This is a genomic window from Streptomyces thioluteus (genome assembly GCF_039535865.1).
The window spans coordinates 1-25,424 of the sequence record NZ_BAAAXZ010000066.1; the positions used below are offsets into that span (position 1 = coordinate 1).

The 25,424-nt window shown below is 71.0% G+C and carries 24 protein-coding genes and 3 pseudogenes; 8 read left to right on the forward strand and 19 right to left on the reverse strand.

Annotated features, from left to right (window positions below):
* A pseudogene (locus tag ABD794_RS08520) lies at window positions 1-254 on the forward strand (hypothetical protein); the annotation flags it as partial.
* A gap of 4 nt (window positions 255-258) precedes the next feature.
* On the opposite strand, the gene ABD794_RS08525 reads toward ABD794_RS08520, so the two are convergent.
* A complete protein-coding gene (locus tag ABD794_RS08525) occupies window positions 259-1,308 on the reverse strand; it encodes a D-alanine--D-alanine ligase family protein (protein WP_344962053.1) in 1,050 nt (349 codons plus the stop codon).
* A gap of 289 nt (window positions 1,309-1,597) precedes the next feature.
* On the opposite strand from ABD794_RS08525, the gene ABD794_RS08530 reads away from it, so the two are divergent.
* The 3 genes from ABD794_RS08530 (at window position 1,598) to ABD794_RS08540 (ending at window position 3,385) form a co-directional block, all read left to right on the forward strand.
* The gene (locus tag ABD794_RS08530; protein WP_344962055.1) at window positions 1,598-2,023 is read left to right on the forward strand and encodes an amino acid permease; all 426 of its coding nucleotides are present in this window, start codon (window positions 1,598-1,600) and stop codon (window positions 2,021-2,023) included.
* A 616-nt stretch (window positions 2,024-2,639) separates the two neighbouring features.
* Window positions 2,640-3,254, forward strand: coding sequence for a hypothetical protein (locus tag ABD794_RS08535; RefSeq protein ID WP_344962056.1), 615 nt, complete (start codon window positions 2,640-2,642; stop codon window positions 3,252-3,254).
* Complete coding sequence (locus ABD794_RS08540) at window positions 3,251-3,385, forward strand: hypothetical protein (RefSeq protein ID WP_344962057.1); 135 nt, start codon at window positions 3,251-3,253, stop codon at window positions 3,383-3,385. The genes ABD794_RS08535 and ABD794_RS08540 overlap by 4 nt, the downstream gene beginning before the upstream one ends.
* Before the next feature lie 10 nt (window positions 3,386-3,395).
* On the opposite strand, the gene ABD794_RS08545 is transcribed toward ABD794_RS08540, so the two are convergent.
* The gene (locus tag ABD794_RS08545) at window positions 3,396-4,133 is read right to left on the reverse strand and encodes a dienelactone hydrolase family protein (protein WP_344962058.1); all 738 of its coding nucleotides are present in this window, start codon (window positions 4,131-4,133) and stop codon (window positions 3,396-3,398) included.
* Between the two features lie 719 nt (window positions 4,134-4,852).
* On the opposite strand from ABD794_RS08545, the gene ABD794_RS08550 reads away from it, so the two are divergent.
* Window positions 4,853-6,076 (forward strand): DNA/RNA non-specific endonuclease, encoded by a 1,224-nt coding sequence (locus ABD794_RS08550; RefSeq protein WP_344962060.1) that lies wholly within the window; start codon window positions 4,853-4,855, stop codon window positions 6,074-6,076.
* A 31-nt stretch (window positions 6,077-6,107) separates the two neighbouring features.
* Window positions 6,108-7,142 (forward strand): hypothetical protein, encoded by a 1,035-nt coding sequence (locus ABD794_RS08555; RefSeq protein WP_344962062.1) that lies wholly within the window; start codon window positions 6,108-6,110, stop codon window positions 7,140-7,142.
* A gap of 114 nt (window positions 7,143-7,256) precedes the next feature.
* Here ABD794_RS08555 and ABD794_RS08560 read toward each other — a convergent pair whose 3' ends face one another.
* The 3 genes from ABD794_RS08560 to ABD794_RS08570 form a co-directional block, all read right to left on the reverse strand.
* Entirely contained in the window at window positions 7,257-8,537 is a 1,281-nt protein-coding gene (locus ABD794_RS08560) for an RICIN domain-containing protein (RefSeq protein WP_344962064.1), read from the reverse strand.
* 350 nt (window positions 8,538-8,887) lie between these two features.
* Window positions 8,888-10,024, reverse strand: coding sequence for an FAD-dependent oxidoreductase (locus tag ABD794_RS08565; protein WP_344962066.1), 1,137 nt, complete (start codon window positions 10,022-10,024; stop codon window positions 8,888-8,890).
* A gap of 177 nt (window positions 10,025-10,201) precedes the next feature.
* Entirely contained in the window at window positions 10,202-11,137 is a 936-nt protein-coding gene (locus ABD794_RS08570; protein WP_344962068.1) for a LysR family transcriptional regulator, read from the reverse strand.
* Between the two features lie 127 nt (window positions 11,138-11,264).
* Here ABD794_RS08570 and ABD794_RS08575 point away from each other — a divergent pair, with 127 nt between their 5' ends.
* Window positions 11,265-12,509, forward strand: coding sequence for an MFS transporter (locus ABD794_RS08575; protein WP_344962093.1), 1,245 nt, complete (start codon window positions 11,265-11,267; stop codon window positions 12,507-12,509).
* Between the two features lie 3 nt (window positions 12,510-12,512).
* Here the strand turns inward: ABD794_RS08575 and ABD794_RS08580 are convergent, their stop codons facing one another.
* From ABD794_RS08580 to ABD794_RS08640, 14 genes and pseudogenes are all read right to left on the reverse strand, one after another.
* The gene (locus ABD794_RS08580) at window positions 12,513-14,210 is read right to left on the reverse strand and encodes a hypothetical protein (RefSeq protein WP_344962071.1); all 1,698 of its coding nucleotides are present in this window, start codon (window positions 14,208-14,210) and stop codon (window positions 12,513-12,515) included.
* A complete protein-coding gene (locus ABD794_RS08585; protein ID WP_344962072.1) occupies window positions 14,207-14,647 on the reverse strand; it encodes a hypothetical protein in 441 nt (146 codons plus the stop codon). Before ABD794_RS08585 ends, ABD794_RS08580 begins: the two co-directional genes overlap by 4 nt.
* Window positions 14,580-15,239: a hypothetical protein gene (locus ABD794_RS08590; RefSeq protein WP_344962074.1), complete on the reverse strand. Its 660-nt coding sequence runs from the start codon at window positions 15,237-15,239 to the stop codon at window positions 14,580-14,582. The genes ABD794_RS08585 and ABD794_RS08590 overlap by 68 nt, the downstream gene beginning before the upstream one ends.
* A gap of 1 nt (window position 15,240) precedes the next feature.
* Entirely contained in the window at window positions 15,241-15,543 is a 303-nt protein-coding gene (locus ABD794_RS08595; RefSeq protein ID WP_344962076.1) for a hypothetical protein, read from the reverse strand.
* A gap of 187 nt (window positions 15,544-15,730) precedes the next feature.
* Entirely contained in the window at window positions 15,731-16,777 is a 1,047-nt protein-coding gene (locus ABD794_RS08600) for an LLM class flavin-dependent oxidoreductase (protein ID WP_344962077.1), read from the reverse strand.
* Window positions 16,778-17,200: 423 nt separating this feature from the next.
* Window positions 17,201-18,487: a TolB family protein gene (locus ABD794_RS08605; RefSeq protein WP_344962078.1), complete on the reverse strand. Its 1,287-nt coding sequence runs from the start codon at window positions 18,485-18,487 to the stop codon at window positions 17,201-17,203.
* Between the two features lie 233 nt (window positions 18,488-18,720).
* Window positions 18,721-19,968: an MFS transporter gene (locus ABD794_RS08610; protein ID WP_344962080.1), complete on the reverse strand. Its 1,248-nt coding sequence runs from the start codon at window positions 19,966-19,968 to the stop codon at window positions 18,721-18,723.
* A gap of 164 nt (window positions 19,969-20,132) precedes the next feature.
* Entirely contained in the window at window positions 20,133-20,723 is a 591-nt protein-coding gene (locus ABD794_RS08615; RefSeq protein ID WP_344962082.1) for a phosphotransferase-like protein, read from the reverse strand.
* Window positions 20,724-20,787: 64 nt separating this feature from the next.
* The gene (locus ABD794_RS08620) at window positions 20,788-20,958 is read right to left on the reverse strand and encodes a hypothetical protein (RefSeq protein ID WP_344962084.1); all 171 of its coding nucleotides are present in this window, start codon (window positions 20,956-20,958) and stop codon (window positions 20,788-20,790) included.
* Window positions 20,959-21,124: 166 nt separating this feature from the next.
* Window positions 21,125-21,556 (reverse strand): annotated as a pseudogene (locus tag ABD794_RS18705) (nucleoside/nucleotide kinase family protein); the annotation flags it as partial.
* Between the two features lie 8 nt (window positions 21,557-21,564).
* Window positions 21,565-22,425: a hypothetical protein gene (locus ABD794_RS08625; RefSeq protein ID WP_344962085.1), complete on the reverse strand. Its 861-nt coding sequence runs from the start codon at window positions 22,423-22,425 to the stop codon at window positions 21,565-21,567.
* A gap of 28 nt (window positions 22,426-22,453) precedes the next feature.
* A complete protein-coding gene (locus tag ABD794_RS08630; RefSeq protein WP_344962087.1) occupies window positions 22,454-22,861 on the reverse strand; it encodes a hypothetical protein in 408 nt (135 codons plus the stop codon).
* A complete protein-coding gene (locus ABD794_RS08635; RefSeq protein ID WP_344962089.1) occupies window positions 22,752-23,150 on the reverse strand; it encodes a hypothetical protein in 399 nt (132 codons plus the stop codon). Before ABD794_RS08635 ends, ABD794_RS08630 begins: the two co-directional genes overlap by 110 nt.
* Entirely contained in the window at window positions 23,147-23,869 is a 723-nt protein-coding gene (locus ABD794_RS08640) for a TylF/MycF/NovP-related O-methyltransferase (protein WP_344962091.1), read from the reverse strand. The genes ABD794_RS08635 and ABD794_RS08640 overlap by 4 nt, the downstream gene beginning before the upstream one ends.
* Before the next feature lie 984 nt (window positions 23,870-24,853).
* On the opposite strand from ABD794_RS08640, the pseudogene ABD794_RS08645 reads away from it, so the two are divergent.
* Window positions 24,854-25,424 (forward strand): annotated as a pseudogene (locus ABD794_RS08645) (hypothetical protein); the annotation flags it as partial.

Consider the following 25,424-nt stretch of genomic DNA (forward strand, 5'->3'; position numbering starts at 1 on the left):
GGCTGATGTCCCGGCTCACCGACGGCGGCGACCACGATGTCCCGGAGGAGGCACTCGCCGTGGCGGACGAGGTGGCCGCCGCGCACGGCCACAACGGGCTGCGGATCCTGGCCGTGTCTCTGGCGGGGTGGGCCTACGGGGCGGTCGAACGGACCGCGAAGATGTCGGGCTCCCCGTTGGCCGAGGCGGCGGAGGGCATCGTCCCGGTGTTCTCGTCGTGGCCGATCCCGGGCCCGGACGGTTCCATGGGATGAGCGGTCAGATGTCCTCCACCGCCAGGTCCACAATGCGCTGGATCAGGTCCGGGTACGTCCATCCGGCCCCGGCCGCGGCGAGCGGCAGCAGGCTCGTCGCCGTCAGGCCCGGGAGCGCGTTCACCTCCAAGCACATCGGCTCGCCCGCGGCGTCGCAGCGGAAGTCGGTGCGCGAGTACGCGTTGCCACCGAATCCGAGCGCGTCGTGCGCGCGCAGCGCCAGCTCCTGCAGCCGGGAGGCGAAGTCGGCCGGCACTCGCGCCGGACACACCTCGTTGACCGCTCCGGGCTGGTACTTGGCCGCGTAGTCGAACAGCGGCGTCGTCAGTTCGATCTCGATGACGGGGAGCACTCGGTCGCCCACCACGGCGACGGCGAACTCCCGCCCCGGGAGGAACGGCTCCACCAGCAGCTCGGCCTCGTCATCGGCGCTCACCTCGGCAGCGATCCGGTCCAGTTGTGACAGCGAATCGACGCGGTGAACGGACACACTCGACCCGTCCGCCACAGGCTTCGTCACCACGGGCCCCGCTGCCACCAGTCGCCGCACATCCTCCGGCACTTCACCGGCCCCGGCGGGCCGCCACAGCACCCGCTCGGCGACCGGCAGTCCCGCCGCGTCCAGCGCCGCCTGTGCCCGGCCCTTGTGCCATGCCCCCGCACAGGCCGCACCGGCCGCGCCGGTGAACCTGACACCCGCCTTCCTCAGGAGTTCCTGTACGTACCCGTCCTCGCCCCAGCCGCCGTGCAGCGCCAGAAAGACCAACTCCGCGCCGCGCAGCATCTCCAGCACCGGCCCGCCGGTCAGGGCAGCGTGCATGCGCCGGCGCAACCGCTGCCGGTCCGAGAGGGACGGCGGCTCCTCCCCCACCACGAACGTGTCCACCGCGTCACCGGGTTGAAGCGACCGGGCCGGCACCGGTGTCTCGGCAGCCGGATCGACCAGCACCACCTCGTGCCCCCGGTCGAGCAGAGCCCGGGCAACCGATGTGCCCGAGGCCGATGAGACGTCCCGCTCCGGGCTTTCTCCGCCGTACAAGACCACTATGCGCATAAGGGGATTGTGTCGCACCCTCCCCTTGTCCACCTTCCTCACCCCCTGCACCGGCCGCGGTCGGAGCGAGCCCGCCAGGCGCTCACCGCTCGCTCAGCGCTCCCTTTTCACCACCCGCGCCGGACGGAAGACCGCCAAGCGCCGTACGTCACCCGCGCACGACGACTAATCTGACGCTTCCCAGAGCGATGACGCATTGACGGATGACGCATTGACGGTGGGGCGGGGCGTATGGCTCTTCCGGAGGCCCGGGACGGCGGCGCGGTGCAGCCGACGGGGGCGAGCAGCGGTGGGCGAGGCGCGGCGGCTGTCGGTCTACGACCTGGTGGGTCTGGCGGTCGGTTGCCTGATCGGCTCCGGCTGGCTGTTCGCCTCGCTCGAATCACGGCAGCTCGGCTTCGACGCGCTGTGGTGCTGGGGGCTGTGCGGCGCGATGATGGTCGTGCTGGCGGCGGTGATGGTCGAGTTGGGGACGGCCCGGCCGAAGACCGGCGGGTTGATCTTCCTGCCGCTGCAGAGCAGTGGGCCCCTGGTGGCCACGGTCATGGCGGCCGGCTTGTGGATCTTCTATGTCACCAACGGAGTCAGCGAGTCCGTCGCCATCACGAAGATCCTCTCCCGCTCCGTCGACGGGATTCCTGACCTCCCCGGCAAGGAACTCAGCGGCTGGGACTGGCCTGTGCCACGGCCCTGTTGGCGGTCATCGCCGCCGTGAATCTGCTGCCTCAACGGCTGTTCTTCCACAGTCATTCTCGGACTGGCCGTGTGGAAGGTCGTCCTCCCGGTTCTGATCGTCGCCGCGCTGTTCTGGACCGGATTCGACGACCAGGCCGCGCTGGATCCGGCACCGTGCCATCCCCCGGGAGGAAGCACGGGACACGGAGGCGTCCAACTCCCCGGACTCGTGAGCTCCGGCGTGCTGTTCTCGTACATCGGCTTCCAGGCACCACTCGACTTCGCCGGAACGTCAAACGGGAAGGGATCGGCGAAGCGGCCCGGCTGCGCAGGGCGGTGTACGGAACCCTGGCCGGCGCGCTCGTGCTCTACTGCGCCGCCCAGATCGCCGTCCCTCGCCACCCCGAACTGGCCTGCTACACGACGGCGACCCCAAGGCCCTGAAGGGGATCGCGGACACGCTGGGCTGGCCCGAGTACGTCCTCCGGGCCGACGCTGGTGGTGGCCCCGCTGGGTTCGGGGCTGGTCTTCGCCCACGCCCTCACCCGCGAGGGTCGCCGCGCTCAGCGCGGCCCACCTCACGCACCGCAAAACGTGCGGGACCGTCCGGGGAACGTTCATCGCGGTGCGCGGCCGCGGTACGAGGTGTACTGAAGGTGCTGCTCGTCAACTTCGCCATCGGCACCGTGCTCCTGATCGCAGTGCACGGCACCTGGGGAACGATCACCTCGATGAACGGCATCCTGACGCTGGTCGTCTACGCCATGCCCGGCGTCGTGCTGGTGGTGCTGAGCCCGGAGTGTTCCCGGCGCCGGAGGATGCTCCGCGGGATCCTGGCGCGCGCCGGCTTCCTGGCCATCGCGTTGGTCCTGTACTGGGCCGAGGGCGACCACCTGTGGTACGGCATGGCGGCGCTCCTGGCCGGCGTCCTCCTCCTGTTGGGGCTTCCCGCGCTGGCCCGGTCGGGCCTGCCGGTCGTCGGGCGGGGTGCCTACGACGCCAAGGAGCAGCTGACGCTGTTGCGGCAGTGGCGCACGAACCCGGCCGCCGGGGCGGCGGTGCTGCTGCTGGGCTACCTGGCCGCCCTGACGCTTCTGCACTCACTGACCCAGACGTGGGTGTCCGACGCGCGGGTGGGGACGAGCCTGTTCGTCGTGGTGCTGGCCGCCGTGGTCTTCGAGGGGCTGGTGAGACTGTCGCGACGGCACGCACGGCCGGGCCTCTCCCCTGCTCCCGGACCGGACGTACGACATCCCGTGAGTTTCCCATGACTTCCCCTGAGCCCCGCCGAGTCCCCGGCTTCGCGGCCGGGGACTCTTCCTCCTTCATGGGCTCCAGCGCCACCACGATCGGGGCGGTCGTGCAACTATCGGCAGCCGACTACCGCCTGCTGCCGACCTGACGGTCCGGATTCACTTCAGGTGCCGGGCGAAGAACCGGGCCCCGGGGTCGAGCTCGAACTGCGGGACGCCGGTGTGCCCGCCCATGTTGGCGTGCAGCGTCTTCTCCTTGGAGCCGAAGGCGTCGAACAGGTCCAGGGCCGCCTGCCGGTCGTTCCCTTCGTCGTCCCACTGCAGCAGGACATGCAGCGGAATGGTGACCTGGCGCGCCTCCTCCAACATGGCGGCGGGCACGAGACTCCCGGCGAAGAACACGGCGGCCGAGATGCGCGGCTCGACCACCGCCAGCCGGATGCCGATGGAGATCACTCCCCCCTCGTACCCGACCGGACCGCCGATCCCGGGCAGCGACAGGAGGGCGTCCAGGGCGGCTTGCCATTCCGGGACCGCCTTGTCGACCAGCGGGAGGACGAGGGCGTCGACGATCTCGTCGCCGACCGGCTCGCCGGCTTCCATGACCCGGCGCAGGTCGGCGCGGGCCTGCTCGGCGGCGGCCCAACGGGGCCGTTCACCGCTCCCGGGGAGTTCGATGGTGGCCGCGGCGAAGCCGTACTCCGCCGCGTAGTAACGAGCCCGCCCCGCCAGCCGGGGGTACATCTTGCGCAGTCCGAGGGGCGGGGGGCTGATCAGGGTCAGCGGCGCCGGTGCGGATGCGGACGCGGGTGTCCACAGGATGCCGGGGATCTCGCCGAGGGTGAATTCGCGTTCGAGGACGCCGTCGTCGAGGCGCCGCTCGGAAGTGAAGTGCATGGTCATGCCTTTCGGGAGTGCTCTTGAACGGCGCTCCCGGACGACCTATCGCCCGACCGTGACCCCGGAGGGGAGCACCCATGTCGATACTGCGTTCACGGGTACCACCTCCTCGTTCTCTCGCACGGCCTCCGGAAAAGTAGCAGGGGGCGCCGTGGACCGCCAACGGGTTTTCGCGGAGGCGTGGCTACGGCTCCCGAAGCCGCACGGGCATGCACTCCGTCCTCGACGGCTCCGCCGGCTGGTGGCCAACTGACGCTGCCAGCCCGAACAGCGAGCTCTGTCTCCCCCCGCCACACCATGTAGCACCTGCCCCTGGAGGATCCGTCCGGGCCGGAAGCAGACATTTCGATTGAGGAGACCATGTCAAGGACGAGTTGACCGTCCCCCGTAACGCGATATCACTGATGCTGCACCTCGCATCAGGCAACGCTGCCTACCCGAGAAGAGGCAGGCCCACCCACGGCCTCAGCTGCTCGGCCAGAGGAATCCCTTGTGAACCGCGATCAGGCGCGTCCGCTGGACCAGCCGCGGGTTCGAGCACCGGGGCCGGCCGTCGTTCCAGCAGAGAACCCCGAGCGCACCGGTACGGGCACGGAGGCCGTATCGACCGGACACCAGGAGAGGGGACGAACTTGTCCATACCCGGTTTACGTCGCGACCATGGAGGACGCGGACGAAAGCCGAAGAGGCTGCGCCGTGCCCTTTCAGGGGCGACGGTGGCCGCGACGGCAGCCGCTGTCGCATTCGGTGGCACAGCGACGGCCGACGCCGCGCCCGCACATCCCGCCGACCGCGGGAGCGCCGTCACGAAGGGCCCGGAGGAACGCACCGTCACGTTCAAGATGACCAAGGTGCGGGTGACGGAGCTGGTCACCAGAACCCCGGACCACGCGGGCAACGTCACGGTGCGGCTGGCCGACGGGAAGACCCTTCCCATCCCGGCGGCCACCAAGGACCTCGTGATGCGCCGCGCCGCCCAGCAGTCCAAGGCCCATCTCAAGGACACCGGAGAAATCCCATGCGGCGTCCCCTGGGTCAAGCTCAAGGAGAAGTCCAACCACCACCCGTTCGCCATGGAGACCGGGTTCGATGTCTTGGGCGGGAAGGCCATCGGCTACAAGTGGCGCGTCACCATCAAGGGGCCGAACAACTATGCCCACGAGTACACCAGTCAAGGCAACCTGCTCCTTCGCGACAGCTGGCAGGGCGGCTACCTGAGCGACAAGGATCAGGACGAGGGAACCTACACAGCCGATGTCGACCCCGGCGTATCCCACTTCCAGTTCGTGAACGGCGCAATCTGCCGTGCGGATCCAGCGCATAGAACCGAGCACCTCACCAAACCGAAGGCCGCATGCCTGAAGTGGGCGAAGGCCAATTCCGGCGGCGGGTGGATCCATAACAGCACCGAGAAAGTCGACCACGTCAACAAGGACATCACCCCGAAGGGTCCGGCCGGTACCCGGGCAGCCGGGGCGCAGGCTTGCCTGCGGAAGATCGCCGACGACGGCACCGAGGCTACGAAGAAGGATTCAGTCACCGGCTGGCTGGACGCCAAGGAGTTTGTACGCACGCACTCGCCTGCAACCACACTCTCCCGGTGCCATCTGATCGCCAAGACCCTCGGCGGGAAGGGGCAGGATGACGACGGCGGGCTGGACAACCTCGTCCCCTGCTGGCAGGTGGGGATGAACACCGGTCCGAACAACATGTGGACCTACGAGAAGCAGGTAAAGAACACGGTTGAGGACCCTACCAAGGTGGGGCCGGACGATGCGGTCTTCTACATGGTGACGCCCCTCTACCGGGACAGCACCAGCACGATCCCCACAGGCGTCACCATGAGCGCCGCGATTCAGCGGGCGGACGGAACGCAGAGCCTGCTGCCCATCACCGGCGTCACCAACACAGAGGCCAGTGGGCTCAACCTCGGAAACTGATCCGGCCTGATGCGCACCGCAGGGAGCCAGGATGAGCCGTACCACCCCGCCGCGGCCGGCCGACGTCACGGCGGTCTTCCCTCAACTGGCCCCGCTGGCACGCACGGCGACCCGATTGCATCCACGCCCCGGGTCGCCGTCACCGCACGACAGCTCAGTCGGCGGGCCTCTGCTCTGGCCCGCCGACGCGCCGTGGCCGTACTGCGACGGCCCGCACGTCCCGGACGGGAATCCGGCCACATCGCCGCAGGACGTGCGACTGCAGCGGCGCATCCGAGCGGCAGCGGCAAGCCGGCCACCGGGCCGCCCTCGCGTCACACCCGAGGAGGCGGCCATCCTCGAACGGATCAACGCCGGCCACCCATGGCCCAAGGACCCGGTCGCCATGCTGCCCGTGGCCCAACTGTACGTACGCGACGTTCCCCTGCTGCGCCCGCCCGGGCGGGCCGATCTGCTCCAGGTGTTGTGGTGCCCCTTCGAGCACCCGCCGGAGCCCAAGCCCAGGACCGCGCTGTACTGGCGGTCCGCAGCCGCAGTCACCGACGTCCTCACAACACCCCCGGAGCCGGCCGTGGTCCAGTTCAAGGGCTACGTACCCGAGCTGTGCCTGCTCGCCCCGGAGCAGACCACCGAATACCCCGACCCTATGGAGCTGGCCAAAGAACTGCAGGAACAGATGCAGGACTGGAGCCCACGGCAGGCAGCCGACGCCGCCCCGGACAACTCCTACGAACCCGCCCCGGAAGAGTTCTACGGAAACGTACTGTCCATCGCTCCCGGCTGGAAGGCCGGCGGCTGGACACGCTGGGGCCTCACCGACCCCGTCCCCCGCAACTGCCCTGCCTGCGACGCCGAGATGGACCCGCTCCTGACCATCGCCTCGACCGAATGGGGCGCCAACACCCGCAGTTGGATCCCGTACGAAGAGCAGGCCCACGCCACGCCCTCCACCGCCGACCCTCACCCGGCGGCCCCGACCATGGTCGAGATCGCCGGAGGCTACGATCTGCAGCTCTACGCCTGCCCGGCATCGCCGGATCATCCCCATACCGACCGGATCCAGTGAGTTCTTCCTCGGCTCAAGCTCGGGGCGGATGCCGCAACGTCACGACGGCATCCTCCAGTTGCCGTCCAGGCCGGGACCGGATCGGGCCGCGAGACGCGGAGGAGGGAAGGAAGGTCAGGCCTTTACCAGAGCGTACGTTCCGGTGCCGTCGGGCTTGCCCATGCTGTACTGGCGCAGGAGTTGACCTTCGGCGTTGCGCTCATGCCCGACCATGAATCCGGTGAACTTGTTCTGGAGGCCGATCCTGTCCGAGCCGGGAACATCCCGGTAGACGTAGAAGCGCTGGAGATCGTCCGTCTTGCAGTCGGCCTGCTGCAGCGGGGCGCCCTCCTGGGACGCGGTGCTCTCCGCCACTCCCAGGCACTTGTTGCCCGAACGGTTGACGAGGATGTGTTCGGCGATGCCGCCCGTCTCCGGGCCGCGGCACACCTGCCACTGGTCGTCGTAACCGAACCACGAGGCTGGGTTCAGCAGGACGCCATCGCCGACCCAGGCGGCCTGCGGCGTCCAGAACAAGGAGCGCTCCGGTGTGGCGACCTTGTAGTAGCCCTGGTCGCAGGTGAAGCCCGGCGGCACGGCGGGGTTCGGGGGCCAGCCGCCCGGACGCGACTTCGCCGTATGCGCAGCCTTCGCCGCCTTCTCCGGCGTGGCCGCCTTCTTCGCCGTCGGTGCGTGCGCGCCCGCCCTGGCGGCCGCGGTGCCGCAGCCGAGCAGGTCCTGCGCCCTCTTCATGATGCTGTTGGCGGGCACGGTGTCCTCGCACCGGACCGCGCCTTCCTCAAGCGTGGTGTAGGTCGTGAAGCTGCCGCTCTCGGGCCCTGCGATCCACTTGGTGGCGAAGGTGCCGTTGCCCTGGTCGACACGGTTGCAGTTGAGGCTGCCGTATTGGCCGGTGACCTTGCGGGTTCCCTCGTAGAGGCCGTAGTAACCGGGCCTGCGGAAGTCCCAGGTGATGGACTTGGACTCGCTGCTGGTGTGGCTGGAGGAAATCTGCACGTTCAGTCCCAGGCTCGCCCCGACCTGCCCGAGCACTCCGACGTTGAAGTTGCCCTGAATGTTGACGGACAGGCCGACCTGGACCGTGACCACGGTCTGCGTGCTGGTCTCGATCGTCTGGGACCCCGACGACCCCTCGGTGACGTACCAACCCTTGAAGTGCGTGATCGTCGGGACCACTTGTGCGGTCTTGATGTACGGGTACCGCTTGCCGAGATCGACGGATGTACAGGCGTCTCCGAGCTTCGGCTGGTCGGCGGTTGCGGCGGGCTTCGCACGGTCCGTGGCGGCGGCGGGACCGGCCACGGCGGTCATGGTGGCGAGCGCCGAGGCGGCGGTCACGGTGAGGGCGACCAGTCCTCTGGTCCAGCGGCCGGGCGATCTCAAGTGATTCATCATTCCCCCTCCCCGGCCGGGCCCATGCGGAATCGCGGGCCGGAACCCGGCCGGTAAAGCGTTCGGTGATGGTGCCCAATGGAGGTGAACATAGCGTCACCAGTGACGACGTGACGATGGCGGAATCGGTCAGGTACAGGCCAAGCCCGTAGCCACTTCGCGGACTTCTCGCCCATCTCTCCCGGCTCGTTTCATCGAAATTTCAGAGTGCGGGATCACAGGGCGGCGGTGCCGCGGGTGCGGTCGTGGGCGGTCATGACGGCGTGGGCACCGCGGCGGGCACGACTCCTCGTTCCAACCGGACCTTCACCGGCTGAAATGGCCAAAAGGCGAAAACGGCTTTGGTGAACGCCCTATTGGGGCTGCTCGTCCCGGATGAACGCGGCGATCAGGTCGTGGGCCGCGTTGTTGCCGGAGTCGGTCCCGTGGGCCTCGGCACCACCGAAAGTGGCGGCCTCGGCGCTGCGGGGGAACATGGCCCGCTCGTATGCGGTGAGCGCGGCCTCGACGTCGTCGGGGTGTGCGGCGAGGGCCGTGCCGAGTTCGGCGCCGTCGAGCATGGCCAGGTTGGCGCCTTCGCCGTTCGGGACCGCGAGGTGGGCGGCGTCGCCGATCAGGGTCACCCCCGGCACCCGGTCCCACCGGTGCCCGGTCGGCAGGGCATAGAGGGGGCGCAGGACCGGCGCGGTGTCGCCGGCGGTGATCAGCGTGGTGAGTTCCGGCGCCCAGCCGGTGAACTCCCGCGCGACCCGTGCGGTGGCCGCGGCGGCATCGGTGAAATCGATGGCGGCGAACCAGTCCTGCGGTTCGGACAGCCCCACGTAGGCGTGCAGGGTGTCGCCCCTCTCCCGGTGGGCGAAGATCTCCCTGCGCGGCGAGGGCACGATCATCGACCCGCCGCCGACCGCTTTCGCGGTGGCGGGGTGCCGGGTGTCGGCGTCGAACAGGTAGGTCTCGACGACCGACTTGCCGGCGTACTCGGGTATGGCGGCGGAGAGCAGCGGCCGGACGCGTGACCAGGCGCCGTCCGCGCCGACCAGCAGGCCGGTGACGACGGTGGTGCCGTCGGCGAACGTCACCTCGTGGCGGCCGTCGCCGAGGGTACGGGTGCTGTTGGCCTTGTGCCCCCACCGGACGGTGCCGGCCGGGAGCGAGTCGAGCAGGATCTGTCGCAGTTCGCCGCGCTGCACTTCGGGGCGTCCGCCCGTGCCGTCGTCGGCCCTGTCGAGCAGGACGGTTCCGTCCGGGTCGAGGATCCGCAGCGCCTGGCGGCCCTCCAGGACGATGCCGCGGAATTCGTCCATCAAGTCGGCGGCCTGAAGGGCGAGTTGTCCGTTGTAGTCGTGGATGTCGAGCATCCCGCCCTGTGAGCGCGCGGCCGGGGAGGGCTCCGCCTCGTAGACCGTGGCCGGTATTCCGTGGACGTGCAGGACGCGGGCGAGCGTGAGGCCGCCGAGCCCGGCGCCGACGATCGTGACGTCAGTGGTCATGGGGGTGGTGTCCCTCCTGATCGTGGACTGCTGGTGGCCGGCGCCGTTGACGACCGGCGCCGACCCGCTCCACTGTCCCGGCAGTCATCGACGGATCACCGACAGGTCGCCGACGGTCATCGACCACCGCCGACAGCCGCCCGACACCGCCCCTGGGCTCGAAGACGCGCGGGTCGTTCAGCGCGGAAGCACCCAGTCCGGCACCCAGGTCCCGGCGGTGTCGCCGCCGGGCGATGTCGCGGCGAGGTGGGTGCGGAGGGTGGTCAGGGCCGGGTGGGGGTTGTCGCGGTGCCAGAGGAGCGAGTGCGGGTAGACGGGCGTCGGGTCGGTCACCGGGATGCGGCGCAGGCCGTGGCCGGCGGGCCAGACGAGGCGGGTCTGCTCGCTCATGAAGGTGGCCAGGGCCGGGGTGTCGGCGATGGTGTCGAGGAGGGCGTCGGAGCCGAAGTTGGGGCCGGTCGCCTCGATGGTGAGGCCGAACTCGGCGACGAGATCGTCGTAGTAGGCGGCCCACTCGGTGCCGGGGACAATGCCGGGCATCCAGATCCGGTGCCCTGCCAACTCGGCCACGGTCACCGATTTCGCGCCCGCCAGCGCGTGGGCGGGGCCGGTGAGGAGCTGGAGCGGCTCGTCGAACACCCGGACGGACTCGATGTCCTCGGGAAGGGGCCGGCCGGGCGCGGCGACGGCGCGGAAGGACGCGTCGATCGCACCGGAGCGGATGGCGGTGACGGCCGTCTCGACGTCGAACAGCATCAGCACGTCGAGGTCGATCTCGGGGTGCGCGCGGTGGAAGCCGCGCATCAGGCCCGAGGCCGCGCCGCGCGAGTTGATCACGTCGACGCGCAGCGGGCGGTGGCCGGTGCGTACGGACGCGACCGCGCGCTCGGCGACGCGCAGCAGCTCGCGTGCATGGGGCAGGAACGCCTGCCCGTCGATGGTGAGCTCGGCGCCGCGCGGCGTGCGCGTGAACAGCCGCACGCCGAGGTCGCGCTCCAGCGCGGCGACGCGCTTGGAGACGGCCTGCTGGGTGATCGACAGGTCGTCGGCGGCCTTCCGGAACTGGCCCGCTTCCGCGACGGCGGCGAAGGTGCGCACTGCTTCGAGGTCCATGCCGGCTCACCCTAGTGAACAACCCGTGGTTGTGCGGAGCAGGCCGGATGGTTGTTTGACCTGCTGTTGTGCTGCTCGCTTAGCTCTCACCGGTCAACGTCGGTTTGTTCGGATGGGAGCGCTGAGCATGGTGGCCAGGAGACGGCTGGGCCGGCAGTTCGGCCGCCTGTGGGCGGCGTACGCGGTGAGCGCGTACGGGTCCGGGCTGGGGTTCGGGGCACTGCCGCTGATCGCCGTACTGGTGCTGCACGCCGGCCCCGCCGAGGTGTCCGCGCTGTCCGCGGTGGGGCCCGCGGTGGGCGCGCTGATCGCGGTGCCGCTCGCGCCGTGGGTGGAGTTCCGGCGCAAGCGCCCGGTCATGATCTCGATGGACCTGACCCGGTTCGCGGCCATGGCGACGATCCCGGTCGCCTACGCCGTCGGCCTGCTCGGCTTCGTTCAGCTGCTCGCGGTCTCGATCGTGGTCGCCGCGGCCAAGATCGCATTCGGCGCGGCCTCCGGCGCGCACCTCAAGGCCCTCGTCCGGCCGGACGACCTGCTCGTGGCCAACGCGCGATTCGAGTCCACGAACTGGAGCTCCATCGCGGTCGGGCCACCGCTGGGCGGGGCGGCGATCGGCCTGTTCGGACCGGTCACCACCGTGGTCGCCGACGCGCTCGGCTACCTGCTCTCCGCGCTGGGCATCGCCGCGATCCGCGGCCGGGAGGAAACGCCACGGCCGACCGGTAAGGCCCCGGTCCGGGCCGGCGCGCTGCTCGACGGCTGGCGGCACATCATGGGCCATCCCGTCCTGCGGGCGCTCTACCTCAACAACATGCTCGTCTCCGGTCCGATCATGGCCACCGAGCCGGTGCTCGCCGTGCTCCTGCTCCGCCAACTCGGCTTCGCTCCCTGGCAGTACGGCCTCGCCTTCGCCGTCCCCTGCCTCGGCGGACTCGTCGGCTCCCGGCTGGCCCGGCGGACCGTGGACCGCTACGGCCGGGACCGGGTCCTCCGGACGGTCGGCACCCTGCGCGCCGTCTGGCTGATCGGTCTGGTCTTCGTACGCCCCGGCGTCGTCGGCCTCGTCACCGTGATGGCCGTCGAGCTGGCGATCATCATCAACATGAGCCTGTACACCCCGGTGCTCGCCACCTACCGGCTCGAACGCACCCCCGGGCATCTCGTCGCCCGCACCCTGACGGCCTGGTCGATCGGCCAGCAGGCGTCCATCGCCGTCTTCACCGCGCTCGGCGGACTGCTCGCCGACGCGACCGGCCCACGCACCGCTCTCGCGGCCGCGGGACTGCTCGTCCTGACCGCCCCGCTCCTGCTCCCCCGGCGCGACCGGACGCCGTACCACCAGCCGGAACCGTCCCGTAGCCGGGCATGACGATCAGCCGTCGACCGCGGCGGCTTCGGCGTGGAAGCCCGCCGCGCGCAACTCCCGGACCGCGCCGTCGCGTTGATGGGCATCGGTCCAGCGGCCCACCGTCGCCGACAGCAGGGCCCGCCAGTGGGCGGACTCCGCCATGGCGCCGCGGAGCCGCCGGACCACCAGGCCGACGTCCTCGGGGGTGACCCGCTGCTCGTTCTCCAGGCAGCGTTCCAGAAGGTTCGTCCCGTCGGCGGTCAGCCCCGCCCGGTGCAGGCGGTCGGCGACATCAGCGATCAGTGCGACCCACGCCCGGTGGTCCTGCCCGGAATGGGAGAAGTCGGCGACCTCCTTGAGGGTCGTGTCGATCGTGTGGGCGTCCCGGGCCTCGCGGAGCGCCCCGATGTAGGCGACGAGCACGCCGCCGACCTCGCTGTCCGCGCCGAGCGCACGGGCGGTGAGCCGCTCGGCGATGGTCTGCGCCGCGCGCCAGCGGTCGCCCCGCCGTTCGATCCGGTGGAGCAGGGCGGCGAGGTCGGCGCCGGAGCGGCCGTCGACGTGTTCCGCCGCGACGAGCCGGAGCATGCGTCCGCACTCCGGATCGGCCCGGACGTGGCGCAGCGACCGGTCCAGGTCGTCGAGGTCGCCGAGCGGTCGTGGGCCGTCCGTCCGCGCGGTCCCCCTGGCCACGATGTCCTTCAGCAGCTCCCGGGTCGTCTTCGCCAGGTTCTCCGAGGCCCGCCAGTCGGCGACGATTTCCGCCAGCTCCCGCACGTCGCGGCGGGAGGCGAGGTGTTCGCGGACGAGCACGCACTTCTCCGGCGCGCGGGTGGACAACTGGGCGCAGAGCGGGATGATTTCGTACCGTCCCCAGGCTCCTCCGACGTGCGCGGCGAGGGTGTCCGGTCCCGGCGGGCGGCCGGCGATCAGGCGCACGACGAGCCGGATGGTGTCCGACACGCCTCCCAGATCGCGCAGTTGCCCGTCGATCCACTCCTCCAGGATCCGCTCGGAGGGGCTGATCTCGTGCAGGGCGCCGACCAGATCGTCGAGTTGCTCCGCGGGCCCGGTGCCGGCGGTGCGCTCCGTCGCGTCCTCGTCGATCGCGGCCAGCGTCCGGCGGAGCAGCTCGGCGGCCTCCCCGGCGCAGTCCTCGTCGCGCAACGCGAGGTAGAGCAGGGCCTTGTCGAGGTTCCTCCGCCCCGAGCTGCGATGCGTGAAGGCGCAGAGCGTCTTGGACACCAGCGGGTCCTTGCCGAGGGTGCGGCATTCCCGGACGAACGCCGCGACGTCCGGGACGGTCCGCTGGCGGGCGATGTCGCGGATGATGTCGTCGGTCTTCGGGGTGTCGCCGCTGCTCGGTCCCGATTCCGCCTCCCACTGACGGCTCGTCAGGTCCGCTGCCTCCTTCACGCTCCGGCACAGTGCGGCGGTGGCCAGGACGCTGACGGCGTCGCGGTAGCCGAAGTGCCCGTTCTGCGCCGCCTCGATCAGGTCGGCCGTCGGACGTTCGACGGCGAAGGCGTGCAGGGCCCGCATGGCGGTGGCGGGTCGGGGCGGCTCGCTGGTGTCGGTGGCGGGCCGCTCGCCCTCCCGGATGGCCTGCATCCTCCGCACGAACTCGCCGATGCCGCATGCCGTCACCCAGGTGTAGCCGGAGTCCGGCCGGTCGCCGGTCCCGTCCGCGGCGTGACGGGCCCCGTGGTCGCGGCCGCTCATGGGCGCAGCGCCCGCTCCGCCTTGTTCCAGTACCGGGCGAAGTCCTGGGGCGAGCGGAACCTGCGGAACGCCTGCTCGTCGATGCGTTGCGCGATCGCCGCGGCACCGTCCTGCGGCGAGGTGCGCAGCAGGGCGACCACGTCGCCGGTCTTGCGGGGGTCCCGCAGGAGCTCTTCCACGTCGCAGTCGCTCTCCCGCAGCAGGGTGGCGACCCATTCCTCGGCCCCGACCGGGGTGTCGGGGCGCGGCGCGCGCCGGGCTGGATCCATGCGGTTGGTGAACAACGCGCGGCTCTCGCGGGCGTCGTTGAGGAGCATCCGTGGCCTGTCGTGCTGGAAGCGGCAGCGGCGCATCTCGTCCTCGACGGCGTCACGGAGCAGGCCGAGGGTGAGCCGGGACTGGTGGTCGGTGGTGCCGTTCTTGAGGATGTTCAGCACGTGCCCGCTGAAGGGGGTGCAGTGCGCCAGTTCGCCGGGCAGTTCCTCGCAGCCGTGCGGCCAGGCCCTGACGTTGTTGTCCTTCAGCGCGGTCAGCACGCAGGTGCCCTGGCCGGCGTCGTCGAGGACTCCGGGGAGGGTGTCGAACCCGTTGCCCAGGTGGGGCAGCATGTTTGGAGTAACAGCAGTCGGCGATCAGGACCTTGAGGTCGGCCTTGCACAGGCGCATGGCCCGGTACAGGTACCAGCTCGACAGCCACGTCCACGGCTTGTCCTTGTACGACGAGCCGACGGAGAAGTGGACTTCGGCGCCCGGCACGTCGCCCCAGTAGGCGCCGTGCCCGATGTAGACGACCATGAAGATGTCGCCCGGTCCGGTCCGCCGGGCCTCCTCCTCCAGCGCCGCCATCACGCCTTCGGCCGTCCTGACCTCTTCCGGGGCGAGGACGCGGCAGTGGTCGGCGCCCCACATGGGGTTGCCGGCCAGGACTTCGCCGTACTGGACGGCGCTCACGCCGATCTCCGTGTACGTCCGGACGCCCGATTCCGCGGCGTATTCGGCGGGGCCGATCACCAGCGCCCGGGAGGCCATCTCAACCGTCCGCGCCGTCGAGTTCGTTCTCGTCGACGGGTGAGGTCCGGATGGCCGTCCGCGGCGGGTCGAGCCTCTCCGCGCGCCAGCGCCCGACGCATCGCCGCACGGCGTCCACCGCGTACTCGACCGACATCTCGACGCCCTTGCCGATCACGGCTTCGAGCACGATCTCCGGGATGCCGCCCGAGAGGGCCGGGCCCTGGTCGACTTCCTCCCAGCGCCAGGACAGCCGCGTGGCCTGTTCCAGCTCCCGGAGCATCCGGTCGGGATCGTCCAGCCCCAGCTGTCCCTTGACGGTCACGCACACTCGTGTCGCCAATGTCCGCGCCCCCGTTCCGGCCCCGATGCCGACCGCTGCCCAGTATCCCACCCGGCGATCAGCCGCAACCGGCATACAGGACACTCCATACAGCGCAGAAGAGTCAGGGCCCGGCGCGCGGCGACCCCACGCACGCCCTGGCACTCCGGCGGTCGTCCTGCGCCGAGTGTCAGGCCAACAGCCGTGCGAGCTCGGCCATTTCGGTCTCCGGGTCCACCACGGGCTGGATCACCAGCTCGTCGACCCCCGACTTCTCCAGCACGTCGATCCGCTCGATGACCTCGGCCCTGGTACCGACCAGGCCGAATTTGTCCACCAGGGAGGGCACGATGAGCTCGCGGTCCGCGGGGGACAGCCGACCCAGGTAGTTGCGGTAGAGCGCCTGGTGCAGCCTGGGATCGGTGGGGGTGGTGCCGCGCAACCGGAGCAGACGGTCGACAGCCGCGGCCTCTTCCGGAGGGAGGGCCGCGCGGAAGGCGGGGTTCTCCGCGCCGAGGATCAGCGCGCTCAGTGCGATGTGCCCCATCGAGTCCTTGACCGGATCGCCGTAGCGGTCCTCGCCGTCGGCGAGGACATACAGGGAGGACATGAGGTACGAACGGGTCTTCCCGGCGCTGCCCGCGTCCCGCGCCGCCGCCCGCCGGGTACGGCCGAGGGCGGACCAGGCCGCGGGGTCGTGCATCCCGAAGGAGATCACTCCCGCACCGAGCCGGCCGGCGACCGCGGCAGCCTTCGGGCCGGACGCGGCCACGACGAACTCCACGGGAGCCTCGGTGTTGACGTACGGCCCGACGTGCAGAAAACGCACCCTGCTGGACCGGGTCCCCTCGCGGTAGTCCGCCTCGCGGCCCGCGGTGAGATCCTGCAGGGCGGCCGTGAACGACTCCAGCTCCGCCGTCTTCACCGGCCGCATGCCGAGCGTACGGCGCGCCGTGTTGCCGGTGCCGACCCCGCAGACGATGCGGCCGGGGGCGAGGGCGTTGAGGCTGCTGACGGCCGCCGCCGCGGCGGGCGCGGAACGCAGTGCCGGTGAGGTGACACCGATGCCGAGCCTGATCCGGTGGGTGGACTTGGCGCAGAGTGCGAGACTCACGAACGGATCGCCGTGGATCATCGGCGTGTCGTACACCCAGAAACTGTCGAAGCCGAGTTCCTCCGCGCGGGCGGCCAGGTGTTCCACACCCGGCCCTGCTGTCATGACGATGCCGGTCCGCATGGCGGCTCTCCTCGCCGTCGAGTGAAGTGGCTGAACCACTCCAGTTGCCGTTCGCTGTCGTCCACGGTCACGATCATGCTCCCCAATGCGCCGGTGGGCCTGCCTCGGCGGTTTCAGAATCCGGAAGGTGCCGCGCGAACACGGGGAGCTTCGTGCAGAGGACCCGCGGGTGGCGCACCAACTGGCCACCGGCGAGGAGGCGTCGAGTCGGCTGATCATCACCGGCGACACGGTCGGCGGGGTGCCGACCGTGTCCGGCGGGACGACGAACGTGGCCTTCCCGCCACGGCCCGTTTCCACACATCGGGTGCCGCGCGTTCCCCGTGCTCCGCTGTCACTGCGGCCCAACGCTCCCTCCGCCGCCGTCGCGGAGACCGCCCGCCCGAACCCACGTCCCCGCAAGGGAGGATGGTGCCGGTCCGGTCAGGCGGGCGGCAGCCGACGGGCGAAGACCTTGCCGGTCCCGTCGAACAGTGCCGTGGTGCCGGGACCGTCCACGGAGAGGGAGTTGGGCCGCCAGGAGGCGTCCGCGCCGCCCCCGGTCATGCCGATCCGCTCGACCCGGCCGGTCCGCAGATCGCGCCGGAAGAGGTCCGCGGCCTGGTCGGTGTCACCGGGCACGAGGTTGTCGGCCTCCGAACCGAAGAGCACCCAACGGCTGTCCGCCGTCATGCTGCCGCGGTATGCGTCGTGGACGGTGCGGGTGCCGGGCAGCGGAGGGCCGGCCTTCGTGGTCGTGCCCCGCCGCAGATCGCGGACGTAGAGCTCGGCATGCGTGCCGCCCGCCTCCGTCTCGTTGCGCTCGAAGGCCCTGAACATGGCGTACGCCCCGTCGGGGCTCAGCGTCGCTTCCGGGAGTGCGTCGCGCAGCACACCGGCGGGGTCGACGGAGGCACCTTGGATCCGGCCGGTGCGCGCGTCCCACACGTAGAACGGGAACGCGCGGCGCGGCGGAGGGGGCTTGGAACCGGCGACGGCGGTGGACCGGTCGCCGGACAGCAGGTTGGTGGCCTTCGAGCGGAAGCCGACGGTGGTGCCGTCCGCGCCGATCACCGGATCGTCGGACGCGTTGTCGGCCCGGGAGCCGTCCGCGCCGGACGTGACCAGGCGGGTGGTCCCCTCCCGGCGGTCGGTGACGTGGATGTCGCGCCGGTCCGAGGTGTAGGCCACGTACCGGCCGTCCCCGCTGATGGCGGGGCTTTCGAAGGTCCCGGCGCCGGTGGTGACCAGCTCGGTGTGTCCGGTCCGGCGGTCCCGGACGAAGATCTTCCAGCCGCCGTCCGCCGGCTGTCCCGGTACGACGCCGGGCGCGTCGGAGGCGAACGCGACATAGCGGCCGTCACCGCTGATGGCCGCCGTGCTCGTGGACGCGTCCAGCTGCGCGCCGTCGTCGGCGACGCTGACCCGCTCGGTGCGCCCGGTGCGCAAGTCCCGGACGAACACGTCGTACAGACGGTTGGTGTCACCGGGCACGAGGTTGGAGGCCAGGGAGGTGAACAGGGCGTATCTGCCGTCCGCGCTCAGCCCGCGCGCCTCCGACCAGTTGTCGGGCTGCATGCCGTCGGGGCCGAGGTCCACCTGCACAACGCCGTCCTCCTCGGGACCCGCCTGCGCCGGTGACGCCGTTCCCGCCAGCAGGCCGACGGCGGCGAGCGCACAGCCTCCGCGCACCAGCCACCGTCTTCCGCCCCAGCCGTTCGTCCGTCTCACGTGATCAGTCCTCCCCTGTTGTCGGGCCGACCCGTGTCCCCGGCTCTTGTCGGTCGGCCGGTGAAAGCCAACCGGCGGGTGGACCGCCGGGTCAACGACTCCGGTCGATCATGGATGGAAATGCGCCACCAGCCCGATCTCGCAAGGGAGTCGGCGACCGGTTGCGGGCCCGTGACGGGCTTGCGAACCGCGCCGCACAGGCGAACGGTTGAGGAACCGCCCGCGTCCGCCGCTCAGAGGCCGCCGAGGTCGGCGGACACCCTCACGGAGCCCCTGGCGTGGCCGGCGCAGGCCAGGGTGAGGAACAGCCCGGCGAGGGCGAAGAGCGGGACCAGGGGGCCCCAGCGGTCGGCCATGGCCCCGACCGTCATGGCGAAGAGCCAGTTCAGACTGCGGGCCGCCGTCATCATCGTCATGGAGATCCGCCCCGTGAGATGTTCGGGAACCGTCCGGACCATGTACTCCATGAACGACACGTTCACGGCGGGGGTCAGGAACAGGGCGCCGGCATAGGCGAGTCCGACGAGGGGGACGTCGAGGGGGACGGCCATGGCGACGGTTCCGGCGACCAGCATCCACGACGCCGCCCCCAGCAGGCGCGCTCCGGCCATGCGTGCGGTCAGCCGCTCGCACGCCCAGGCTCCCGCCACGGCCCCCGCGGAACCGATGGCCTGCGTGAGGCCCACGGTCGCGGCGGCCGCGCCCCGGTCGTGGCAGAGGACGACGAGCAACAGGCCCAGCCCGGCGAACGCTCCGTTGACCAGGGCGAACCACACCAGCATGTACCGCAGGAAGGGGCTGTCGCGCACATGGCGCAGTCCGGCCAGGGGAGTTGTCCTCCTCGGGACGTCACGGGGTGCGGGATCCCGGACCGGCGGCCCGAGCGGGGCACGGAGGGCGAGGGCCGCCCCCGTCACGCCCAGGAAGCAGAGGGTCGCCGCCGCGAAGGGTGCCACGGGCGACCAGGAGAACAGCAGGCCGCCCAGCGGCGGCCCCGCCAGCTGTGCCGTCGCCTTGCGCGACTGCTCCCGGGAGAGGGCGGACCGGTGCTGTTCCTCGGGCACGATGCGCCGCAGGAGCGGCAGTTCGGTGGCGGTGTGCAGGGAGTACCCCAGTCCTTCGACGGCCGCGGCCGTGACCAGGTGGGCTAGGCCGATGTGGTCGCGTACGGCGGCGGCGAGGAGGGAGACGGCCGCCAGGAACTGGAGCGCGGAGGCGACCAGCAGCAGTGCGCGCCGGGGGTAGCGGTCGACGAGCGCCCCGGCGGGCGACGATCCGAGAAGTTTCGCCATGGCAGCGGCACCGGCCGCGAGTCCCGCCCGGCCGGCGGAGCCACTGGTCTCCAGGACGAGCAGGGGGACCGCCGTGGCCAGGAGGCAGCTGCCGATGTTGGACACCGCGGCCCCCGACCACCAGACCTGGTAGTCGCGGTTGCGGCGGAGCGGCTCCGGCGCCGTGCGGTGGGTGAGGCCGGAGGTCACAAGGACCAACCGCTCGTCAGCTGCCGATACCGCACTTGTCCCTGTTCACCGCTGCTTTCCTGTAGCCGCCTTCACCCCGGCCGGGTGCCGCCGTATCCGTGTCTCGAAACGGTATCCGGAGCGGCTTCCGATGGAGCGCGAACGCGCGGGGCTCCACCGAGGGGTCAACAGGACTGCGGATGAAGGGAGAGGGCGGCCGCGATGCGCTGGGCCCGTTCGCGCGGGCCCAGGACGGAGACGTCGAGGACGAGATCGAACGCGTCGGCGTCGCACACGTCGTAGTGGCCCCTGCTGAGGCCCCGGAACCGCTCCGGATAGCGTTCGGTCTCCCGGCTCTCCAGGATCGCCAGAGGGCCGGTCAGGTGCACCCACAGCACGCGCTGCCCGGCCAGGGCGGCCCGCCACGCGGGGATGACCGACGCGTCGATGGGCATCTCGTCGACGACGACGTTGTTGCCCTCCCGGAGCAGCGCGGCGACCGTCGCGCGCATGCCGGCCAACAGGCGTGCGCCCACGGGCCCGTAGTCGATGCGCAGGCGGGCGCGCCCCTCCGGGTCGGTGTCCCGGACGTAGGAGAAGCCTTCGGCGCTCCTCACGCCCTCGCTCGTCCAGCGGTGCGGGAGCGTGCCGAAGAACGTGTCGAGGCCCAGGGCGAGGAACGGTTCCGGGAGGATCTTCTGGAGTTCCGCGGCCGTCGTGCTCTTGCCCGCGCCGGAGGTTCCCGCGAGGACGATCGCCTGTCCCGGCTCCTGCATGCGCGTCGCTTCCCTTCTGCCGCCGTCCGTGCCCGCGGACGGACTGGGAAGCTTACGCGGGTGATCAGGAGTCGAGCCCGAGCACGGCGATCGCGCGGCTCGTGATGTCGTCCGCCGGATTGGTGTACGACGTGCCGTCGTCCGCGATCGCGGGCCGGTGGCGCAGGACGGGAGGGAGGCCGGGCACGGTGTTCCCCCACAGCACCGACTCGTAGGTGTCCGCCAGGGCCCGCATCTGCCGGGGGTTCTCGTGGGGTTTGCGCCGGCGGTCGCGCTTGGCGAGGTTGGCCAGTGCGGTGTCCGGCGGGACCTCGATGTGGATGATCAGATCGGGCAGGCGGACCCCATGGCGGCGGTAGAGCTCGAACGTCCCGGCGGCGGGGGATGCCGTCCAGCGCCTGGAGGTAGACCATGTCGCTGACCAGGGACCGGTCGCCGATGACGGGAACCTCCCGCAGCACCCGGGACAGGATGTGCTCGCTCTGCGTCTTCCGGTCGTCGAGGTAGGCGAGCCGGACGCGCTCGGGCGGGTGGGCGCGGCGGCGTTCCTTGACGTCCAGGATGACCCGGGCGGCAGCGGGTGACTGCCAGGAGTGCTGGCCGATGGTGTAGACGTTCGTGCCCATGGCCCAGAAGGACTGCTCGAGCATGTTCCTGAGGGTCGACTTGCCGGCCCCGTTGAGCCCTTCGAGGGCGATGTAGGGGAACGTCCCCCGGGGGCCGAACGGCCCGCGGCCGCTTGCGTATTCGGTGGGGGGCGGGCCGTCGTTGTCCGGTGCCGGTCGCACGTTCGTCACCTTCCGCGCGCGTCGTTCGGCCATAGGGGCGTTCATCGCGTCGTTCACAGCGAACCGAGCCCGTCGAAGGGCGAGTCGAGGCAGAAGCGCACCCGGTCCCACAACGGGTAGGACAGGGCGAGGAGTTCGTTGACGACGGAGCCCTGGACGCCGCCGGGCAGTGCGGCCCGCAGTGACGCGGGAGGGGGCAGGGCGCCGGCGGCGGCGTCCATCAGCGACGCGGCCTCCCGTCGCCGTGCGGGGGTGTGGCCGGGTTCCTCGCGCACCCTCCGGCAGAACTCGTGCCGGACGGAGGACGAGAAGACGTGGCACGCCCAGGCCGGCGGGGGCAGCGGATACACCTGCGCGGACTCTCCCGCCTGGTGGTGTGCGTCGTACCACTGGGCGAGGAGTTCGCGCGCCGTCGACGTCAGCAGGGCGGCGGCGCGGCTCACCGGTGCGCCGTCCTCCGGGAGGAACGCGGTGAACGGGGTACGGACGTCCGCGTCCTGCTCCGTGCGGTGCGGGGCGCCGGAGCGGACGATGCCGACGGCCAGCTCGCACAGGTATCCGCTGTGGGTCCGGCGGATCAGGTCGAAGGCCTCGTCGTCCGGGTCGGCCCCCACCGTGTCGATCGCCCGGGAGTGCAGGGCCGAGGCGGCCGGCACCGGCGGCCCCAGGGGCCGTGGGGCGGGGGCGTCCGGGGGCGGGGGGCAGAGCCGCCGGGCGCGTTCGCGGTTGACGCCGGGGTCGTGCCGGTCTCCTCCGTACCGGCGTTCCAGTTCGGGTTCGATCCAGAGGGCGTGGGCCCAGGTGATGCGCCCGGAAACCCCGCGGGAGCGGCGGGCGTTGCGCTCCAGGACGGGAGGGGTCAGCCGGTCGCCGCGGCTGTCCTGCGAGGGGTGGTAGGGGAAGGCGGTCCGCACGGTGTCCACACCTCCGGGGGTGGGCGGGTCAGGATCCGAGGAAGCCGATGAACTTGCCGTTGCGTCCGGCGGACACGGGCTCGGTGCCGTGCACGAGCTGGGTCCCCCAGCACAGCGCGTCCCCCGTTCCGCATGTGACGCGCCACCGGGTGCGTCGCATGCCGGCGAACCAGGGGCTGTGGATGTTGGCGTTCTCCTTGATCCCGCCGGCCTCGTTCCACAGCGCGTCCCCGCCGCCGGTCTCGACGTAGAACTCGCCTCCGGCTGCCGCCTCGTGGAGGACGATCCCGATGGCCGCGACCTTGGGCCGGTCCGGGGCGATCTCGTTATGCGGGTAGTCGACGTGCGGCGTGACGAACTGGCCGGGGCCGTACTCGACGTAGAGCCAGTCCATGGAACGCCGGGCGCTGGGGAAGATCCTGCGCAGGTCGGGCATGCGGCGGGCGACGGCGGCATCGAGCAACTCGGTGATGTCCGCGGGGAGTTCGTCGTACTCGACGCGGCCCGCGCGGCTCGTACACCTCCTTGACGCGTTCCAGGCCCTGGCCCTCGACGGAGTGCACCGAACGCGTCCGTCCGGTGACGCTGTAGCGGGCACCGTCCCCGAGCTCGGCGGAGATGCGGGCGGCCAGGTGATCGATCTCCGCCGCGCCGAGGAGCCCCTCGACGCTTCCGATCTTCAACGAGTCGTGCAGCACGCCGGGGCGTCCCTTCTCGCGGGTCATCGATCCGGGGACGGGGCCGGAGCCGGGGCCGCGCCGGTCCCGCCTGCCCCACGGGACTCGACTGTCTTGCGGAACTCGGCGAAGGCAAGGTCGCCGGCGCCGACGAGCACGCGGCGGCCGGCCGGGACGTCGGCGAAGAACGCGTCGCAGGCCTTCTTCACTCCGGGCAGGCCGTCCCAGGCCCTGGGGCTGAGCCCCCGGTCGCAGTAGTCGTCCACGATGACGGAGCCGCCGGGGGACAACCGGGGCCAGACGTGGGTCAGGCCGGTGAGGATGGATTCGTAGAAGTCCCCGTCGAGGTAGGCGAAGGCCACGCGGTCGGGCAGGTGCCGCGGCAGGGAGTCCTCGAACCAGCCGGCGTGGATCTCGGGCGGCCGGAGGTCCCGGCGCGCGAAGGCGGCGAGGACGTCCGCCTCCGTCGCCTTGCAGTCCCCCTTCTTGAGGTAGCGGTCCGCCGGCGACGGGGCGGGAAGGCCGTCGAACGAGTCGTACAGATGCAGCGTGCGGCCGGTCCCGCCTTCGGCCTCCAGGACCATTTCCAGCAGCACGCTGGTGAGTCCCGCGTTGCAGCCCAGTTCGACGATGTCTCCCGGTATTCCTGCTCTCAGGGTGGAACAGAGGGCCCAGTAGAGATTCGTGAGCCGGTCCAGGTCCGTCATGTTCGGGTTTTCCGCGGCGAGTTCGTACATCACCGCATTGGAGGCGGCCAGTTGCGCCATGGCGCTCCCCTCGCACCTGCGCGGATTCGTTCCCTGAAACCTTCCCGGGAGAGCGGGGCCGAAGCCGGGCGCCCTGGCGCATTCCCGCCATGGTCCATGGGGCGCGACCTGCGGAAGTCCGTCCAACCTGGCCTCGCCTTCGGCCGAAAGAATGCCTGGCGACGCACCTAGGTGCGAAATACATTAATTTCCGCCACCCCTGTCCGGTGATTGCCGCCCGGATGATCCCGCCGGAGCACCGGACCTCTTCACGAACCGTCGCCGACGACGCGGCCGTTCACCTTTCGCCGATCCCACCCGTTCCCCCCACACAAGGAAGGGTCGCCCCACGAGATTTCCCACGCCCCTTTCCGAGGCCGGAGCACCAAGGTTTTTTCGGGGCCGCAGGGAGGCGAGCCGATGAGCCGCATCGTCGCTCACGGAGAGAACGTCCATGGAGAGAACATTCCCGGAGAGGGCGTTCACAGAGAGAGAGCGTTCGCAGAGAGAACATCGAGCGCATTTATCGAGCCTCGATCCGGACGACACCCGGCACGCCGTCTCGGTGATCATGAAACTACGGGGCGAGACCTGCGACATCGACTGCCTCTACTGCTACGAGAAGCGGCAAGGACGGACATCCCGGCGGAGCACGCATAGGACCGGGCCAGGTTTCGGGACCTCGCGAGGATCTTCCACGGCACGCCGCTGGCCGTCGCAACTCGCACGGCGGAGAGCCCCTATCACCGTGGGCAAGGAGCAGATGGCGCGACATCCTGGCGGAGCTCGCCCGCCAGCCCTCCGTCCGCCGCGTGACCCTGCAGACCAACGGCGTGCTGCTGGACGCCGAGTGGCTCGACCTCTTCGACGCGTACTGCCCGGACCTCCGGATCGGCATCTCCATGGACGGGGACGCCCGGGGCAACGCCTGGCGGGTGGGCTACGACGGCGAACCCGTCTACCCCCGCGTGGCGGCGGCCCTGCGGCTCCTCGCCGAACGCGGCCGTGCGGGCGGGCGTCATCGCCGCCGTCACCCCGGCCGTGCTGGGCCGGGCCGAGGCCGTGCTCGACCACATCGCCGGCTTCGGCTCGGTGGACGCCGTGAGCTTCGTCCCGTGCTTCGACGCGGGTGTCCGGCGCGCCACCGCCTCCGGAGCGCGGCGCACCCACGGCCAGCCGGCGGCTGCAGCAGGCCAGCGTCGCCGGGGGCCGGGCCCCGACTGGGCAGTCCATCCTGCCGACTACGCCGACTTCGTCCTGGCCGCCGCCGCCCGCTGGATCTCCGCCGGGCACTTCTCCCGGATGAAGCTCGAACCGGCGGTATCGGCGATCCGCCGGCTCAGAGGTCTGGACACCGGCTTCTGCCACTTCTCCGACATGAAAGTGCGACCACGTCTTCACCCTCTACCCCGACGGCCGCTTCGGCAGCTGCGACGAACTCCCTTGGCCCCAGGCACGGTTGACGCTCCTGCAGCGCACCACGGACCAGGAGGCCGTCGCCGCCGCCCAGCGGTCCTCCCGCCTCCTCGAACAGGGCAAGTCCTTGATGGAGCGCTGCACGACGTGCGACTACCGG

Coding starts and splice junctions, on each gene's coding strand:
- ABD794_RS08575 (WP_344962093.1), top strand. CDS start 11,265: ATGGTGGCCAGGAGACGGCTGGGCCGGCAGTTCGGCCGCCTGTGGGCG.
- ABD794_RS08590 (WP_344962074.1), bottom strand. CDS start 15,239: ATGGCCTCCCGGGCGCTGGTGATCGGCCCCGCCGAATACGCCGCGGAA.
- ABD794_RS08635 (WP_344962089.1), bottom strand. CDS start 23,150: ATGACCCGCGAGAAGGGACGCCCCGGCGTGCTGCACGACTCGTTGAAG.
- ABD794_RS08560 (WP_344962064.1), bottom strand. CDS start 8,537: ATGATGAATCACTTGAGATCGCCCGGCCGCTGGACCAGAGGACTGGTC.
- ABD794_RS08545 (WP_344962058.1), bottom strand. CDS start 4,133: ATGCACTTCACTTCCGAGCGGCGCCTCGACGACGGCGTCCTCGAACGC.
- ABD794_RS08570 (WP_344962068.1), bottom strand. CDS start 11,137: ATGGACCTCGAAGCAGTGCGCACCTTCGCCGCCGTCGCGGAAGCGGGC.
- ABD794_RS08640 (WP_344962091.1), bottom strand. CDS start 23,869: ATGGCGCAACTGGCCGCCTCCAATGCGGTGATGTACGAACTCGCCGCG.
- ABD794_RS08565 (WP_344962066.1), bottom strand. CDS start 10,024: ATGACCACTGACGTCACGATCGTCGGCGCCGGGCTCGGCGGCCTCACG.
- ABD794_RS08525 (WP_344962053.1), bottom strand. CDS start 1,308: ATGCGCATAGTGGTCTTGTACGGCGGAGAAAGCCCGGAGCGGGACGTC.
- ABD794_RS08600 (WP_344962077.1), bottom strand. CDS start 16,777: ATGCGGACCGGCATCGTCATGACAGCAGGGCCGGGTGTGGAACACCTG.
- ABD794_RS08555 (WP_344962062.1), top strand. CDS start 6,108: ATGAGCCGTACCACCCCGCCGCGGCCGGCCGACGTCACGGCGGTCTTC.
- ABD794_RS08620 (WP_344962084.1), bottom strand. CDS start 20,958: ATGCGGGCCCTGGCGGACACCTACGAGTCGGTGCTGTGGGGGAACACC.
- ABD794_RS08540 (WP_344962057.1), top strand. CDS start 3,251: ATGACTTCCCCTGAGCCCCGCCGAGTCCCCGGCTTCGCGGCCGGGGAC.
- ABD794_RS08615 (WP_344962082.1), bottom strand. CDS start 20,723: ATGCAGGAGCCGGGACAGGCGATCGTCCTCGCGGGAACCTCCGGCGCG.
- ABD794_RS08630 (WP_344962087.1), bottom strand. CDS start 22,861: ATGCCCGACCTGCGCAGGATCTTCCCCAGCGCCCGGCGTTCCATGGAC.
- ABD794_RS08580 (WP_344962071.1), bottom strand. CDS start 14,210: ATGAGCGGCCGCGACCACGGGGCCCGTCACGCCGCGGACGGGACCGGC.